The 14582-nt window shown below is 67.4% G+C and carries 14 protein-coding genes; 7 read left to right on the forward strand and 7 right to left on the reverse strand.

Going from position 1 to position 14582, the window contains the following annotated elements:
- Positions 1 to 53: 53 nt before the first annotated feature.
- A complete protein-coding gene (locus tag BMX07_RS08305; RefSeq protein ID WP_090616685.1) occupies positions 54 to 1484 on the reverse strand; it encodes a heme o synthase in 1431 nt (476 codons plus the stop codon).
- Between the two features lie 152 nt (positions 1485 to 1636).
- On the opposite strand from BMX07_RS08305, the gene BMX07_RS08310 reads away from it, so the two are divergent.
- The gene (locus tag BMX07_RS08310; protein ID WP_394328387.1) at positions 1637 to 1963 is read left to right on the forward strand and encodes a DUF7410 domain-containing protein; all 327 of its coding nucleotides are present in this window, start codon (positions 1637 to 1639) and stop codon (positions 1961 to 1963) included.
- 3 nt (positions 1964 to 1966) lie between these two features.
- Here the strand turns inward: BMX07_RS08310 and BMX07_RS08315 are convergent, their stop codons facing one another.
- Entirely contained in the window at positions 1967 to 2278 is a 312-nt protein-coding gene (locus BMX07_RS08315; protein ID WP_090616687.1) for a DUF7111 family protein, read from the reverse strand.
- Positions 2279 to 2384: 106 nt separating this feature from the next.
- Between BMX07_RS08315 and BMX07_RS08320 the strand changes: the two genes are divergently transcribed.
- Positions 2385 to 3311: a DUF3267 domain-containing protein gene (locus BMX07_RS08320; RefSeq protein ID WP_090617215.1), complete on the forward strand. Its 927-nt coding sequence runs from the start codon at positions 2385 to 2387 to the stop codon at positions 3309 to 3311.
- Positions 3312 to 3350: 39 nt separating this feature from the next.
- Positions 3351 to 3650 (forward strand): PadR family transcriptional regulator, encoded by a 300-nt coding sequence (locus BMX07_RS08325; RefSeq protein ID WP_090616689.1) that lies wholly within the window; start codon positions 3351 to 3353, stop codon positions 3648 to 3650.
- Positions 3651 to 4044: 394 nt separating this feature from the next.
- Here the strand turns inward: BMX07_RS08325 and BMX07_RS08335 are convergent, their stop codons facing one another.
- From BMX07_RS08335 to BMX07_RS08345, 3 genes are all read right to left on the reverse strand, one after another.
- Positions 4045 to 5190, reverse strand: a complete 1146-nt coding sequence (locus BMX07_RS08335) for an acyl-CoA dehydrogenase (protein ID WP_090616694.1) — start codon at positions 5188 to 5190, stop codon at positions 4045 to 4047.
- Between the two features lie 194 nt (positions 5191 to 5384).
- The gene (locus BMX07_RS08340; protein WP_090616696.1) at positions 5385 to 7037 is read right to left on the reverse strand and encodes a long-chain fatty acid--CoA ligase; all 1653 of its coding nucleotides are present in this window, start codon (positions 7035 to 7037) and stop codon (positions 5385 to 5387) included.
- An 85-nt stretch (positions 7038 to 7122) separates the two neighbouring features.
- Entirely contained in the window at positions 7123 to 7767 is a 645-nt protein-coding gene (locus BMX07_RS08345; RefSeq protein WP_090617217.1) for an SDR family oxidoreductase, read from the reverse strand.
- Positions 7768 to 7925: 158 nt separating this feature from the next.
- Here BMX07_RS08345 and BMX07_RS08350 point away from each other — a divergent pair, with 158 nt between their 5' ends.
- The 3 genes from BMX07_RS08350 to BMX07_RS08360 all read left to right on the forward strand — a co-directional run bounded on the left by BMX07_RS08350 (position 7926) and on the right by BMX07_RS08360 (position 11376).
- Entirely contained in the window at positions 7926 to 8972 is a 1047-nt protein-coding gene (locus BMX07_RS08350) for a phytoene/squalene synthase family protein (RefSeq protein WP_090616698.1), read from the forward strand.
- 371 nt (positions 8973 to 9343) lie between these two features.
- A complete protein-coding gene (locus BMX07_RS08355; RefSeq protein WP_139210846.1) occupies positions 9344 to 10957 on the forward strand; it encodes an HTTM domain-containing protein in 1614 nt (537 codons plus the stop codon).
- A complete protein-coding gene (locus BMX07_RS08360; RefSeq protein ID WP_090616700.1) occupies positions 10954 to 11376 on the forward strand; it encodes a thiol-disulfide oxidoreductase DCC family protein in 423 nt (140 codons plus the stop codon). The genes BMX07_RS08355 and BMX07_RS08360 overlap by 4 nt, the downstream gene beginning before the upstream one ends.
- Before the next feature lie 11 nt (positions 11377 to 11387).
- Here BMX07_RS08360 and BMX07_RS08365 read toward each other — a convergent pair whose 3' ends face one another.
- Together BMX07_RS08365 and BMX07_RS08370 are read right to left on the reverse strand one after the other, a co-directional pair.
- Positions 11388 to 12689 carry a hypothetical protein gene (locus BMX07_RS08365; protein ID WP_090616702.1) on the reverse strand — a complete coding sequence of 434 codons (1302 nt, stop codon included), beginning with the start codon at positions 12687 to 12689 and terminating at the stop codon, positions 11388 to 11390.
- 98 nt (positions 12690 to 12787) lie between these two features.
- A complete protein-coding gene (locus tag BMX07_RS08370; RefSeq protein WP_090616705.1) occupies positions 12788 to 13642 on the reverse strand; it encodes a 3-hydroxyacyl-CoA dehydrogenase family protein in 855 nt (284 codons plus the stop codon).
- A 76-nt stretch (positions 13643 to 13718) separates the two neighbouring features.
- Here BMX07_RS08370 and BMX07_RS08375 point away from each other — a divergent pair, with 76 nt between their 5' ends.
- Positions 13719 to 14507, forward strand: a complete 789-nt coding sequence (locus BMX07_RS08375) for a DUF7409 domain-containing protein (protein WP_090616706.1) — start codon at positions 13719 to 13721, stop codon at positions 14505 to 14507.
- The last annotated feature ends 75 nt before the right edge of the window (positions 14508 to 14582 follow it).

Raw genomic sequence — 14582 nt, forward strand, 5'->3', positions numbered from 1 at the left:
CGCCACTCGAAAGCCGCTCGAGTCACCCAAAGACGAACGAACGGTGGGCGAACTCAGACGGCGAGCGCGTCGAAAAGGATCGCGACGAGCACCGCGCCGAGGAAGGCGTTCGAGGCGTGGAACGACCGGAACGCGGCGGCCTCGGTCTGCTCGAAGTGGAGTCGAACGGCCGCCCAGAGGAAGATCCCGCCGAAGAGAACGACCGTCCCGGCGTACAGCGCGCCGAGGTCGGTGAGCAACGCCAGCGCGATCGAACTCACGAGCGTCGCGGCGATGTAGTAGAGGATGTGCTTTCGGGTGACGGTCTCGCCCCGAACGACCGGCATCATGGGGAAGCCGCCGCGTGCGTAGTCCTCGCGGTAGGCCAGCGCGAGGTTGTAGAAGTGCGCCGGCGTCCAGAGGAAGATGACGCCCGCGAGCGCGAGTCCCGGCCAGCCGATCTCGTTCGTGACGGCGGCCCAGCCGATCAGCGCGGGCAGCGCGCCCGCAGCGCCACCGATGACCGTGTTCTGTACCGTGTTCGGCTTGAGGAGGAGCGTGTAGACGACGCTGTAAAACACGATCGCGGCCAGTCCGAGCGCCGCGGCGAGCCGGTTGATCGTCAGAAACGCGGCCAGCGACGCTGCGGTCAGCGCGACGCCGAACATCAGGGCGTTTCGGACCGGGATCAGATCGACCGCCAGCGGCCGGTCGGCGGTTCGGGACATCTTCTGGTCGACGTCGCGCTCGAGGACGTGGTTGAACGTTCCGCTGGCACCGATCGCGAGGACGCCGCCGCCCAGCGTCGCGACGATGGTGGCGATCTCGAGCCCGGGGCCGGGGGCGGCGGCGAGGGCCATTCCCGCGGCGGCGACGAGACAGAGGAGCCACATCAGCCGCGGTTTCATCATCTTGAAGTACGCGAACGCGGTGAGTCGAGCCCGAGCGAGGCGACTCGTGGGGAGCGTCCGTTCGGGTGCGGTCGAGCCGCCCTCGAGTTCCTCGAGCGGTTCCGGCGAGTCGATGGCATCGTCCTCGCTCCCGGTCGCGATCTCGAGGTCCCACGCGAGCGCGATAACGACCCCCGTGAAGATCACGAGTCCGAGCGCGAGGTGGAGGCCGGGGACGATCGCGTCGGGTCCCATCGTCGCGGTGATGGCACCGACCCCGATCTGGACGGCGTAGAGCGCGGCGGCGACGACGAGCGTCGCCCGGACGCGACGCGATACGTCACCGAATATCGCGCCGACTGCCGTCGTAGCGACGAGCAGGCCGACGACGACGGCGGCGATCCGGTGGCCCCACGCGATCGCGAGTTCGGTCTGGCTCAGCGGGTCGACCGGCGTGTGACAGGTCGGCCACGTCGAGCACGACGCGGCCGCGTTCGTCAGCGAGGTCGTCGCGCCGACGATCAAGAGCAGATAGACGCCCAGCGCGGTCGCTGCGAGCAGTGCGGAGAAGCGACGGCGCGTGCCGATCGGACGGGGAAACGACTCTGTTGACACGGCTATTCTCGTCTACACCGTTTGACTCCGCATATTTAGGGCTCTCGCTTTTTCCCACCTGCAGCGGAATCGATTCGCTGCGGAGCGCGAGTCGGCGACGCGACCCGAGCGGCGACCAAAGAACAATCCGGTCGGTCGTCGTAGCCCCCACCGTGCCCGGCGAACCGCGCGGCCACACGCCTGCGATCGACGATACCGCGGCAACCGCGGCCGCCGTCGGAGCCCTCGAGGGCGACGATCGCGACGACGAGCCGTCCGCTCGGTGTCCGTACTGCGACCGGCCGTTTCGGCGGGAGCGATACGAGCGGCTCCACCGCAGTCGCGAGCACGCCGATCGACTCTCCGACCGCGAGCGTGCGGCCGTCGAGCGGGTCGTCCGCGAGGAGCGCGCGGCGATGCGACGGTTCCGCCTGTACGCGCTCGGCGTCCTCGTCGCGCTGTATTTCGGACTGCTGATCACTGCCGCCTTCGTCGTCTGACCCTCACATCCCCATGTCCGCTGCCGCGTCCGGGATCGGGAGGTCGTGGGGCGAGACGCCGAGCAGCTCCCCGACGTGATCGAGCGCCATGTCGAATCCGTAGTAGCGCTCGAGTTCGTCGCCGTCCGCGCTCGGCCGCACTTTCAACATCGCGTACCCCTCGCGGTTCTGCGCGACCGCGGCGGTTCGGCTCGCTGCGTTCCCGCCAGCGGTTTCGCGTTCGAGTTCGAACGTCAGTATCCGCTCCGTCTCGGTCTCCTCGTAGGTCGCCGCGAGCCCGTTTGCGTCCGCCGTCCGAGTCCGATCGTCAGTCATGATCGGTACTCGCGGAGCGACCACCGGGAACCTGTCGGTTCCGGTCGAGGTGGCCGGAGCCGCGAACATCGATACCGATTTTTCGGTCCGCTTCGAGGATCGTCTCGTGAGCCGTTCGGAGCCAGCGCCGGCCCGTCGCCCGCTCGCGTCGTTTCGACTCACGCGAGCGGTCGCGCTGCAGTGGCTCGTCGTCTCCGCGGTAGGGTTTTTCGGCTTCGCGTACTGGCTCGGGCACGTCCTCGCGCGGATTCGGGGCACGTCGCTCGAGCCGATCGTGATCGCGCCGTCCTCGCCGCCGTCGGTGATCGGCTGGCTGGCGGTCTCCCTCGGGCTGCTCGTCTGCGTGGTCGTCCCCCACGAACTGCTTCACGGCGTGTTCATGGCGCGGTACGGCGATCGCCCGAACTACGGTCTCGGCGTCTCCTACCTCGTGCTCCCCTACGCCTACGCCGAAACGAGCGGCGAGAGCTACACCCGGAACCAGCTGCTCGTCGCCCTGCTCGCGCCGTTCGTGGTGATCACGGCCGTCGGACTCGCCGCGATGACCGTCGTCCCCTCACCCCTGCTGATCGTTCCGATGGCGGCGAACGCGGCCGGATCGATCGGCGACCTCTGGATGGCCGCCGTCCTCTGTCAGTACCCCGCCGACGTTCGCGTGGGCGACCCGCCGGGCGAGGTTCGAGGATTCGGGATCTACGGCACGGACGAGCGTCCGGTGAATCGCCTGCCCGGAACGGCGCTCCTGTCCCGATTCCTGACCGGCAGCGTCGGGACCCTCGCCGCGGTCGCGGCCTACGCGCTCCTCGCCGTCTTCCTCTCGCTCGCGTTCGGTTCCGGCGACGTCGTCCTCGGCGATCCCGAGCGGGGGTGGCTGCTCTTCCGTCACGACCACCGGCCCGGCGGCCGTGCGCTCCTCGAGATCGGCGACGGGCCGGTGCTCGCGGTCGCCGCCCTCGGCGGACTCGCGTGGACGGTCGTCGCGACCGCTCGTCGACGGCTCGAGCGCGCCGACGGGGAGGTCTCGAAACCGTGAACCGTAACGCTCGAGCGCACGCGGCGCGAGTGCCGGGCTATGAGCAAATTCCTCCGCAGCGGTCGCCGACGGGACATCTGTTTCCTGCTCGCGGCCGCCGAGGACGGCGAAGCGCGCGGCCAACAGCTCAAGTCCCGCCTCGAGTCCCACTACGACGACCGGCTCGAGCCGAAATCGTTCTACGGCTCGCTGTCGGCGCTGGTGGACGCGGGCTTCGTCGAGAAACGGACCGAGGGCCTCCACGACGTCTACGCGTTGACCGACGGCGGGGAGCGACGAGTGCGCGAGCACTACGAGTGGGTTCGGGACTGTCTCGGGACGGACGCCGACGAGACGTGATCAGCATCCCTCGCTACGCTCGTTCGAACCACTCGCTCACCTCGCGGACATCGTCGGGATCGGCTCGGTCGGCTTCGTCGATCGCCGTCCGAATCGCCCGGACCTGTCATCGCCCAACACCGTCCGGCGGTCGCCGAGTGACGGGCCACTGGCGAGCCGCTCGACGGTCTCGCTGAACGACTCGTCGCTCCGTTTCTCCGATTCGGTCGTAGACGTCGTCGAGCGGAATTTTCCGTGACATCCGTGTCGACAACGGGAGCGCTGCACCGAAGTACTACGAGGGGACAGTGAGCGAGTCGATCGACGGGACACACGAGGAGACGAGGCACCGAAGAGCCCGCTTACTCGAGTCTGTCGATCCAGCGGTCTACGAACGGCAGCGACGGCCGAGGCCCTATTCCTCGAGCAACTGGTCGCCGATCGTGTTCCGGAGCACTTCGCTGGTGCCCTCGTAGATCTCGTTGAGTTTGGCGTCGCGGTAGAACCGCTGGGCGGCGAAGTCCTTGGTGTAGCCGTAGCCGCCGTGGATCTGAATGCCCTCGTTCGCGACTTCGCGGCTCACCTCCGAGGCGTAGAGCTTGGCCTGGGAGGCGTCCTTGATGTAGTCCTCGCCGCGGATCTTCTTGTCCGCGGCCTTGTGCATGAGCATCTTCGCGGCCTGGATCTTCGTGTCCATGTCCGCGAGCTTGTGTTTGATCGACTGGAACTCGCCGATGGGCTGGCCGAACTGCTCGCGCTCGTTCGCGTAGTCGCGGGCCTCCTCGAAGGCCGCGCGAGCGATGCCGACGCCGCGGGCGGCGATGGTGATGCGGCCGCCGTTGAGCGTCTTCAGCGCGTGGACGAAGCCCGCGCCCTCTTCGCCGAGCCGTCGCGATTCCGGAATCCGGAGGTCGTCGAACCGGAGTTCCGCGGTCGGGCAGCCCTTGTCGCCGAGTTTGTCCTCCGTGCCTTCGACGATGAAGCCGTCGTCCTCCGCGGGCCGAACGACGAAGGAGGAGATCCCCTTGTTGCCGGCGTCGGGGTCGGTCTTCGCGAAGAGGGTGACCGTATCGGCCACCGAGCCGTTCGAAATCCAGAGCTTGCCCCCGTTGATCACGTACTCGTCACCGTCCCGCTCCGCCGTGGTCTCCATCGCAGGGACGTCGCTGCCCGCACCCGCCTCCGAGAGCGCGAACGCGCCGATGTCCTCGCCGGCGGCCAGCGGCGTCAAGTACTCCTCCTTCTGGGACTCGTCGCCGAACTCGTAGAGCATGTTCCCCGCCAGCGAGGTGTGGGCGGCGACGATCGTTCCGAGTCCACCCGAGCCGCGGGCGATCTCCTCGAGCCCGATCGCGTAGGAGTGATAGTCGAGACCGGCACCGCCGTACTCCTCGGGGAACGGCATTCCCATCAGCCCCAGCTCCGCCATTTGGCTCACGAGATCCGCGGGGAACTCGTCGTCGTGGTCGATCTCCTCGGCGACGGGGACGACCTCCTCGTCGACGAATTCCGAAACCATGTCACGAATCTGCTCCTGTTCGGCCGAGAGTGCAAAGTCCATACGGCGGCATTAGGAATCGTGAACCTTTACTGTTCTCTCTTTCGTCGGCCGTCTCGCCTGACGCTGACGAGTGCTACCTCTCGTCGGGTGAGTCTAGACGACGGTGACCCGTCGATGAGGAGATCCAACGGACGAGGCATCGACGACGGATTCGTCGGAGTTGGGATCGCTACGAAACCCGAGACGAGAGGGCCTCAGTCGCTATCGGGCGCCGACTCTTCCGGAACCTGTCCCTCGACGAGGGACTGATCGGCGTACTCCTCGCGGATGTCCTTCTTCGAGAACTTGCCCGTCGCCGTCTTGGGCACTTCCTTGATGAACTCGATTTCGTCCGGCAGCCACCACTTGGGGTACTCGTCGGCGAGCTGCTCGTTGATCTCGGAGACGAGCGCGTCCCGATCGGCGTCCGCCGCGGGGACGACGAACGCGACCGGTCGCTCCTGCCAGCGCTCGTGCGGGACGCCGACGACGGCCGCCTCGGCGACGTCGTCGTGGGCCATGATCGCGTTCTCGAGTTCGACCGACGAGATCCACTCGCCGCCGGATTTGATCACGTCCTTCTCTCGGTCGACGATCTTGATGTAGCCATCCTCGTCGACGGTGACGACGTCACCGGTCTTGAGCCAGCCGTCCTCGAAGTCCGCCTCGTTTGCCTCGGGGCGTTTGAAGTACTCCGTGGTCACCCACGGCCCGCGGATCCACAGCTCGCCGAACTCCTGCCCGTTCCAGGCGATCTCCTCGCCGTCGTTGTCGATGACCTTGAACTCGAGACCGGGCACCACGAGCCCCTGTTTGCCGCGCTTCTCGAGCTGGGTGTCGTAGTCCGCGTCCTCGAGATCGGATTTGAGATGGGATACGGACCCGATCGGGGACATCTCGGTCATCCCCCAGGCGTGTAAGACCTCGACGCCCTGGGTGTCGAACCACTCGATCATCGATTTCGGTGCCGCCGAGCCGCCGACGATCACGGTATCGAGCGTCGAGAGGTCGACCTCGTTCTCCGAGCAGTACTCCATCAGGCCGAGCCAGACGGTCGGAACGCCCGCGCTGATCGTCACGCCCTCGTTTTCGATGAGGTTCGCGATGTCTTCGGGCTCCGGCGAGGGGCCGGGGAAGACCTGTTTGGAGCCGCCCGCGGTCGCCGTGAACGGCATCCCCCAGGCGTTGACGTGGAACATCGGCACGACGGGCATGACGACGTCGTCGTCGGCCATCGGAATCCCCTGTGGCGTCAGGGTGGCCATCGTGTGGCTCCAGAGCATCTGCTGGGTGTATTCGACGCCCTTCGGGTTGCCGGTCGTTCCCGAGGTGTAACACATCCCCGCGGGCTGTTCCTCGTCGACGTCGGGCCAGTCGTAGTCGGTCTCGTGACCCTCGATGAACGACTCGTACGGCGTCGCCTCGAGGTCGTCGGCCGGCTGGCTGCCCATGACGACGAAGTCGACGCCGTCGAACTCGTCGTCGGCGTCGGCGACCGCGCCCGCGAGTTTCGGTGCGAGCGACTGGTCGACGAAGATCAGTTCGTCGTCGGCGTTGTCGACGATGTACTGGATGTGTGCGTCCGGGAGTAACGGATTGATCGTGTGGAGTTGTGCGCCGATCGACGGGACGGCGAAGTACGTCTCGAAGTGGCGCGAGTGGTTCCAACAGAACGTCCCGACCCGGTCGCCGGTCTCGATCCCGTATTCGTCGAGCGCGTTCGCGAGGCGGCTCGTTCGGTCCTCGTACTCGGCGTACGTGTATCGCTGCATCCCGTCGTGGTTCCGGGAGACGATCTCCGTATCGGGGTACAGTTTGGTAGCACGCCACAAGAACGGTCGAAGTGTTTGGTCTGTTCCCGCTGGCATCTCAATTATTTATCGGCACAAATAACGTATTAGTCTTTTCCTACGGCCGTCGACACGGCCCGCCTATGGCCGCGTCCGTCTCCCGTCATCGCGAGGCGACTCGCTCGAGCGCCGCGTCGATCGGTTCGTCACCGCCGAGGATTTCGAACGTCTCCCCGACGAGATCGTCGCGCTCGAGTGTGGCCACGAGCGTTCGAGCGACGTCTTCGCGGGGAATATCGCCGTCGGTTAGCTCGAGGCCGTCGCCCGCGGCGCGGATCTCGCCGGTTCCGGACTCGGTCGTCAGTTCGCCCGGCCGGACGATCGTGTGCGCGAGGTCGCTCTGTCGGAGGTACTCGTCGGCTTCGGCCTTGGCGATCAGGTAGTCCTCGAGGGCGTCGGGGCCGGCCTCGGGGTCGTCGGCTCCCATCGAACTGAGCATGACGAACCGATCGACGCCCGCCGCTTCCGCGGCGTCGATCAGCCGGATCGCGCCGTCGCGGTCGACGCCGTAGACGTCGTCGCCCCCGGAACCGGCGGCGAAGACGATCGCGTCACAGCCCTCCACGGCGTGGTCGACGTCCCCCGTCAAGTCGGCTACGACCGGGTCCCCGCCCAGATCCGCCATCGCGTCGACCTGGGACTCGTCGCGAACCATCGCTCGAGCGATCCCCTCGCGCTCGCCGAGTAGTTCGGTGACGTGCTGTCCGACTCCTCCGTGCGATCCGGCGACGAGTACGGTTCGATTCATCGGTTCGATTTCGTTCGGCCGCGACATACGAATTTCGTCGGAACGCGCCGGGCCAGTCGCTCCGGCCGGCCCCCTTCGGACTGCGTTCCGCATCGATCGGTAGATCGCGCCGCGACCGCGGCGTTTTTCCCGGATGGTCACCAAACTAACTCGAGTAGATGACCACGGGCCAGCCCGAATCCACAACCGACACCGACCTCGAGTGGTGTTACGACGCGGTTCACGGCGTTTCGCGGACCTTTTCGATCACTATCGATCGGCTCGAGGAGCCGATGGCGAGACACATCTGTCTCGGCTATCTCCTCTGTCGAATCGCAGACACGATCGAAGATGCGGGTCACATTCCACCGGAGACGCAGACAGAGCTGCTCGCGACCTACGATCGATTACTCGATCCGGACGCCACGGAATCGGTCGCGACTTTCATGGACGACGTCGAGCCGTGGCTTCCCGAGGACCGAAACGACGACTGGGACGTCGTCGCAGAGACGCCACGGGTGCTGCGGACCTTCGAATCGCTCGACGAGGAGCCCCGCGAGATCATGCGCGAACCGGTCCGCGAACTCGTCGACGGTATGGCGATGTTCACCGATCGGTACGCCACGGAGGGCGGCTTGCGTCTCCAGACGATCGAGGAACTCGAGGAGTACTGCTGGTACGCCGCCGGCACCGTCGGCACCCTGATCACCGGACTGGTCGCCCGCGGCACCTCGCAGGACCGAGCGGTGGAGATGCGGGAGAACGCCCGCTCGTTCGCCCTCCTCCTGCAACTGGTCAACATCGCGAAAGACGTCGAAGCCGACTATCACGAGGAGAACAACGTCTACCTCCCCGCCGAATGGCTCGCGGCGGAGGACGTCGACGTCGAGGAAGTCACCGACGAGGCCCACCACGGTGGCGTCACGAACGTCATCAAGCGGGTGACAGGCCGCGCCGAAGGCTACCTCGACGGCGCCCAGCGCTACCTCGAAGTCGTGCCGGAACACAACGGCAACCGGCTCTCGGCGTGGGCGATCCCCTACCTGCTCGCGGTTGGGACCCTTCGGGAACTGCGCGAACGTCCCGAGGACGTCGTCCGCGAGGGCGACGTCAAAGTCTCTCGAGCGGAAGTGTACGCCCTCCTCCAGCAGTTCGAGGACGGCGTCTCTCGCTCGCGGCTCGAGGAACTCCGGCGCACGATGTCGGAGCAGCCGCTTCACCAGTGAGCGGCCGTCGTCGATTCTGAGTGTGGGTTCGGGTACGGCGACCCGGTCGCAGTACCGTTCTCGTGGCTCTCCGCCCCGGGTTGCTCGTCGCCACTGACATTGCTCTCGCCTCCAGCCGCTGCTCTCGCCTCCAGCCGTTGCTCTCGCCACCAGTCGGCTTCCGTTGCTCGAGGGGGTGCGCGCATCGGCGAAAGACACAAAGCATATTTCACGTAGATGATGAGTAAGGGGAAACCGCAGCTCGTGATCGACCGGCGGCAGGTTCCGGTCCAACGCAGTACCGGACTGCCGCAGTCGAGCGGTCCCGTCGACGACACCGGCTGATCGAGAGCGGCCCGACTCACCACGATGATCGAGATCCCCGTCCATCCATGAGTACCCGTTCGCTCCGCCCGAGAGTGGATTCGCTGCGAGCGCGCACGAGAGACGCGCTCGAGCGCCGGCTCGGCATCGACGCTCGAGCGCTGGCGGCGTTCCGCATCGCGGTCGGGCTCGTGTTGTTGTTCGATATCGGCCACCGGTCGCGGGACCTCCGCACGTTCTACACCGACGGCGGGGTGCTGCCGCGGGCGATGCTGGTGGACCAGTATCCGGCCGCCGAATACTCGATTCACGCCCTGTCGGGAGCGGCGTGGGTACAGGCGCTCCTGTTCGGCTGTGCGGCGGCGGCCGCCGCGGCGCTGCTCGTCGGCTACCGGACGCGGACGGCGACGGTTCTCTCGCTACTCTTGCTCGTCTCCGTGCAAGCCCGCAACCCGTTCCTGCTGAACGGGGCCGACAGGCTCCTCAGTCAGCTGTTGTTCCTCGCCATCTTCCTGCCGCTGGGACGTCGGTGGGCGATCGACGCGCTGGGCGACACCGGCGACGTCGAAGATGCCGCGCGCGAACCGGACCCCGAACGCCGGTCCGAACGCACTCCCCGGATCGTCACGCCGGCGACCGCAGCGATGCTCGTCTCCGTCGTCGCCGTCTTCGTCAGCAACGCGCTCGGCAAGGCCGAGGGCGACACCTGGCACACCGGTGAGGCGCTCCACTACGCGCTCCGACTGGATCACATGACCGTGCTGCTCGGCGACCACCTCGTGAACTACCCGCTCCTCCTGACGGTCGGAACCTTCGCCTGGATGGGGCTGGTGACCGGCGCACCGCTCATGATACTGTTTGCCGGCCGTCTCCGGATCGCCTACGTCGCCGTATTCGTCGCGGCGGCCACCGGGATGGCGCTCTCGATGGCCGTCGGCCTCTTCCCCGCCGTCCTCGTCGGTTCGTTCCTCCTGTTTCTCCCGCCGCGGTTCTGGAACGCGCTCGAGCACACCCTCGCCGTTGCCGTCGGCCGGATCGACGGACTCGACCGCGGTGTGGCGGTGGTCCGAGACGCGACGACCAGGGTGCGACGACCGCGACCAGCGGGATCGGCACTGCCGACCCCGACCCAGCGACGGGTGCGACAGTGCCGGTCGTTTCTCCTCGCCGCCCTGTTGATCGGCGTCGCTTGCTGGAACGTCGGCGTGCTCGGCGTTGCGGACCCGTTCGAACCGGTCGACGCGGTAGATCCGGCGGACCACGAGTGGAGCATGTTCGCCCCCGACCCCAGCACGAGCTACGGCTGGTACGTGGTCGAAGCCGAGATCGACGGCGAACCGAATCGCGACGTCCTCGGGGGAACGGAACGCCGTACCGACCGGCCGCCGGACGCCGCCGAGACCGTCCCCAGTTTCCGGTGGCGAAAGTACATGAACTCGCTGTCCGACAGCGACGAGCGCGCCGACCGGTTCGCTGCGTCCATGTGCGAACGGGCGCGCTCGCGGACCGATTCGTCCGTCGAGGCCGTCACCGTAACCTACACCGAGCAGCCGATCCGCCTCGAGGGCGAACGCGAAGCGCCGACGACGTATACGGTGGTCGACCGATCGTGTTCGGCCGACGACGCGATTGCCGACCGAAACCGTGAATCACGGCCGGCACTAACTGCCCGTACCCAATGAACTCGCCGGCCTCCGACGACGCTCCGATCGTCCTCTTCGACGGCGTCTGCAACCTCTGTAACGGGTTCGTCCAGTTTATCCTGCCCCGAGATACGGAGGGCCGGTTCCGCTTCGCCGCACTCCAGTCCGACGTCGGCGAGGCCCTGCTCGCCGAACGCGGCCTCCCGACCGACGAACTCGAGTCGGTCGTCCTGATCGAGGGCGACGACTACTACGTGAAGTCGGCCGCGGTCATCCGCATCGCGAGGCTCCTCGGCGGCGTCTACGCGCTGCTCGGCCCGTTTCGATTCCTGCCGCGCGGCCTCCGGGACTGGGCCTACGACGCCGTCGCCGCCCGCCGCTACCGCTGGTTCGGGAAGCGAGACCAGTGTGCGATGCCGCCGCCCGACGTCGACGTCAGCTCGCGATTCCTCGAGTGAGTCGCCGGCGTTCAGCGCCGCGATCGGTCGGCCTCGAGAGCGATGCGCCGCCCGAGCAAGGCGAGCGGGTAGCCGAACACGGCGACACTGGCGACCCACGGCAACAGCAAGAGACCGTACAGGCCGGGTCCGTAGCCGAACACGGAGACGGGAGCGACGGCCGCGATCGCGGCGATCGGCGTGAGGGCGGCGACGACGACGAGCGCGATCGGCGTCCGGCCGCGCTCGAACGCGTGTCCGATCGGTAGACAGAGCGCGGTCGCCAGTCCGAAACAGACCGGGAACGCGTACACCGGAAAGCCGGCGAGCAGGACGGAGACCCCCGCGGCAGTGACCGTCGCGAGCGCCGCCAGACCGACGAGCCCGCGGGTCTCGAGCCGATCACCCAGACGACGTGCCGTGCTCCCCAGCAGGGCGTATCCGACTCCGAGAGCGGCCAGTGCGACGGCACCCGGCGCGAGACCGCCACCGGTGGCGACCACGCCGACGACCAGAAAGCCGCCGGCACCGACGGCCCCGACGGCGGCGATCAGCCGCTCGAGCCGCGCCGCGTCGAACGCCGCGCGCCCCCGGTCGATGTGACCGAATGCGACGCCCGTAAGCGCGATCAGTATCCCCGGGACGAACCCGCCCCTCGCGCCGTGATCGAGCGCCGTCGGACCGGTCTCGAGGCCGATCGTCGCGTATCCGGTCGCGGTGCCGAGGACGCCGCCGTCGCCGTAGGTGACGTACGTCTGTCTGTCGACGCCGTCCGCTCGCGTCCACGTCGCGGCGCTGCCGTCGACGGTCGCGCGGGCGGGGTCGTTCGTCACGGTCGTCCCCTCGGGCGTGTGGAGCGTCACCCGGTCGGCTTCCAGCCCGTAGCGGGCGTTCGACGTCCCGAGGGCGAAGTAGTCGACGATCCAGCTATCGCCGACACCCCGCCGAGCGACGTCGTCGACGGTGTAGTTCACCACGACCGTGTTACCCTCGAGCGTCGACTCGACGGTTCGGACGTCGCCGTCGGCGACGTGGTATCGCACCCAGGCGTCGTCGACCGCGGCCTCGAGCGCGGTCGCGTTCGTCCGATACCGCTCGGCGGCCGACGCGGTGACCGGAACGCGAGCGTGCCACCGCGAATCGCCGGCCTCGTCGACGTAGACGTCGAGCGTTCCGGGTTCGGTCGCGCCGTCGATACCGGCGTCGTCCCCGAGCCCGGAGCCACAGACGCCGCAGAGTTGCGACGGCGGCGGTGCACCGGCGACGGTGGCGACGCCGATCACGCCGAGGAGCGTACAGAGGGCGACGACGACGGCGAGGCGAGTAATCCGCATCGTCGTCGACTACGGATGTCGGGCGGAAATAAATTGTGCTCAATTGAAACGACCGGCCGCGCTCGTTCCGACGGCTGCGATCGACGATCGGCAATCGGTTACTCGTACTCGTAGAATCCCTCGCCGGTCTTCTTCCCCAGATCGCCGGCCTCGACCTTCCGCTTGAGGAGGTAGGCGGGCTGGTATCTGTCCCCCAGCTCCTCGTGAAGCGTTTCCGAGGCGTGGAGACAGACGTCCAGTCCGATGTGGTCCGCGAGCGTCAGCGGCCCCATAGGGACGTTCGTTCCGAGTTCCATCCCCGTGTCGATGTCCGCCTTCGAGGCGACGCCCTCGTCGTACGCGCGAATCCCCTCGTTGATCCACGGCATCAGGATGCGGTTGGTGACGAACCCCGGCTTGTCGTCGGCCTCCCACGTCGTCTTCCCGAGGTCCTCGGCGATCTCGTGGGCCAGCGCGGTCGCCGCGTCGGTCGTCTTCTCGCCGACGACCACCTCGACCCCCTCCATGATCGGGACCGGGTTCATGAAGTGGAGCCCGACCACGCGCTCGGGGGCCTCGAGATCGGACGCGATCGACGTGATGGAGATCGTGCTCGTATTCGTCGCGAGCAGGACGTCCTCGTCGGCGACCCGCTCGAGGTCGGCGAAGACCTCCTGTTTGACCCCCAGTTCCTCGAGCGCGGCCTCGACGACGAGGTCGCAGTCGCCGAGGTCGTCGAGCGTCGTCGTCCCCTCGATCCGGTCGCGGATCGTCGCCGGTTCCTCGTCGAGACTCCCTCGAGACTCGAGTCGTCCGAGACTGTCGTCGATGGTCTCGAAGCCGCTCTCGACGAACTCCCGCTCGATATCGCGCATGACCACGTCGTACCCGTTGGTCGCCGCGACCTGTGCGATGCCGCTTCCCATCGTTCCTGCACCGACGACGCCGATCCGATCGATCTGTTCGCGAACCATACTGTCGCTTCCGCGGTCGTCGCCGTAAGCGTGCTGGTCGATTCGGCGGCGAGGATAAGTTTCAAGACGAGAGGGTGTGAGCTATGGACAAGCGGTGAATCGCGTGAGCAAGAAAAACGTCGCCAGCGACGTGGGAACGGGGACGACGACCGAGAGCGACGACGAGGGGGGCCGTGTGATCGATATCGGCATTACCGTCGACGTGAGCGACGACGGGGAGGCGGCCGTCGACGGCACTACTGTCGAACTCGCGTTCGACGAGGGCGAGACGGAACCGTTCGAGGCGGCCGCCGAGTCCGACGCCGAACTCGATGCGCCGGTCGATCCCGACGAGCAAGCGGTGCTCGAGGCCGCCGAGATCGATCCCGACGAGCAAGCGGTGCTCGAGGCCGCCGAGATCGATCCCGACGCGGTCGCCGACAAGGAGTACTCCTATCGGATGCTGCTGGATCGGGGCGTCGACGAAACGATCGCGGCCACGCTCCGCCGGCGATTCTCCCTGCCCTGGTCGTTCGAGAGCGACGGCGACCTCGACCGGCGCTCGAACGAGGTGCGCGGGCTCGGCGACGCCGAACGGGAGTGGATCGCCGTCAGCGGCGACGAGGACTGGCAGACCTTCGAGTACGAGCATTCGGAACCCATCGCGGTCGGACGAGAGCGCCCCTCGGAGCGGCCGTATCCCAGACCGACGCCGGTGACGGCGGTCACGGGGGTCGGCCCCGACGACGCCGACGCGCTGGCCGACGCCGGCATCCGCTCGGCGGAGCGGCTAGCGACGGTCGACGCGATGGCGGTCGCCAACGCCCTCGATTTGAACGTCCTGCACGTCCGGACGTGGCGACACAACGCGCGCGAACTGCTCTAACTGCTGCGTCGTCGCGCGGCTATCGACTCGAGCCGCCGTGCGTCCGGCCTCGACCGACGAACGAACCGGATCGAA

The organism is Natrinema salaciae, from assembly GCF_900110865.1.
Taxonomy (GTDB): domain Archaea; phylum Halobacteriota; class Halobacteria; order Halobacteriales; family Natrialbaceae; genus Natrinema; species Natrinema salaciae.

Excerpts from the sequence above, each read along its gene's own strand:
- BMX07_RS08365 (WP_090616702.1), bottom strand. The coding sequence starts at position 12,689 with ATGCGGATTACTCGCCTCGCCGTCGTCGTCGCCCTCTGTACGCTCCTC.
- BMX07_RS08355 (WP_139210846.1), top strand. The coding sequence starts at position 9,344 with ATGAGTACCCGTTCGCTCCGCCCGAGAGTGGATTCGCTGCGAGCGCGC.
- BMX07_RS08350 (WP_090616698.1), top strand. The coding sequence starts at position 7,926 with ATGACCACGGGCCAGCCCGAATCCACAACCGACACCGACCTCGAGTGG.
- BMX07_RS08315 (WP_090616687.1), bottom strand. The coding sequence starts at position 2,278 with ATGACTGACGATCGGACTCGGACGGCGGACGCAAACGGGCTCGCGGCG.
- BMX07_RS08335 (WP_090616694.1), bottom strand. The coding sequence starts at position 5,190 with ATGGACTTTGCACTCTCGGCCGAACAGGAGCAGATTCGTGACATGGTT.
- BMX07_RS08370 (WP_090616705.1), bottom strand. The coding sequence starts at position 13,642 with ATGGTTCGCGAACAGATCGATCGGATCGGCGTCGTCGGTGCAGGAACG.
- BMX07_RS08345 (WP_090617217.1), bottom strand. The coding sequence starts at position 7,767 with ATGAATCGAACCGTACTCGTCGCCGGATCGCACGGAGGAGTCGGACAG.
- BMX07_RS08360 (WP_090616700.1), top strand. The coding sequence starts at position 10,954 with ATGAACTCGCCGGCCTCCGACGACGCTCCGATCGTCCTCTTCGACGGC.
- BMX07_RS08325 (WP_090616689.1), top strand. The coding sequence starts at position 3,351 with ATGAGCAAATTCCTCCGCAGCGGTCGCCGACGGGACATCTGTTTCCTG.
- BMX07_RS08340 (WP_090616696.1), bottom strand. The coding sequence starts at position 7,037 with ATGCCAGCGGGAACAGACCAAACACTTCGACCGTTCTTGTGGCGTGCT.